Annotated in this window: 1 protein-coding gene; it reads left to right on the forward strand. The window is 45.0% G+C overall.

The features are described 5' to 3' along the window. Positions 1 to 489: TonB-dependent receptor plug domain-containing protein (locus HC175_RS17855; RefSeq protein WP_168139612.1), on the forward strand; the 489-nt coding region annotated here is incomplete at both ends.

A 489-nucleotide genomic window follows, 5' to 3' on the forward strand; every position in this document is an offset into this window, starting at 1 on the left:
GAGAAGAAACACTTGAGCAACAACAGTTAACTTCTGTAACATCTGCGATACAGGGTAATGTTCCCGGGGTTGCCATGGTGATGTCTGGTGGGCAACCGTGTGAAAACCCAACTATCAGGATTAGAGGGATTGGATCTATCAATGCTTCATCCGAACCTCTTATTATTGTGGATGGTGCTCCATTTAATGGAAATATCAACTCTATAAGTGCCGATCAGATCGAATCAATGAACGTCCTTAAGGATGCTGCATCTACGGCACTTTACGGTTCGAGAGGTGCTAACGGGGTGATCGTGATTACTACAAAAAGAGGATCATTAAATACTGCGCCTACTATTCGCCTGACTGCAGTTGGAGGTTTTTCAACCCCTGCTGTGGAAACACATGAAGTTTTGGGTACTAACCAGTACATGCAATGGGCCTGGGAAGCAAGAAGGAATACCAATATTGCCAACGGCCAGAATTCTGCAACAGCAGGTCAAAATGCTG

The organism is Salinimicrobium oceani, from assembly GCF_012037645.1.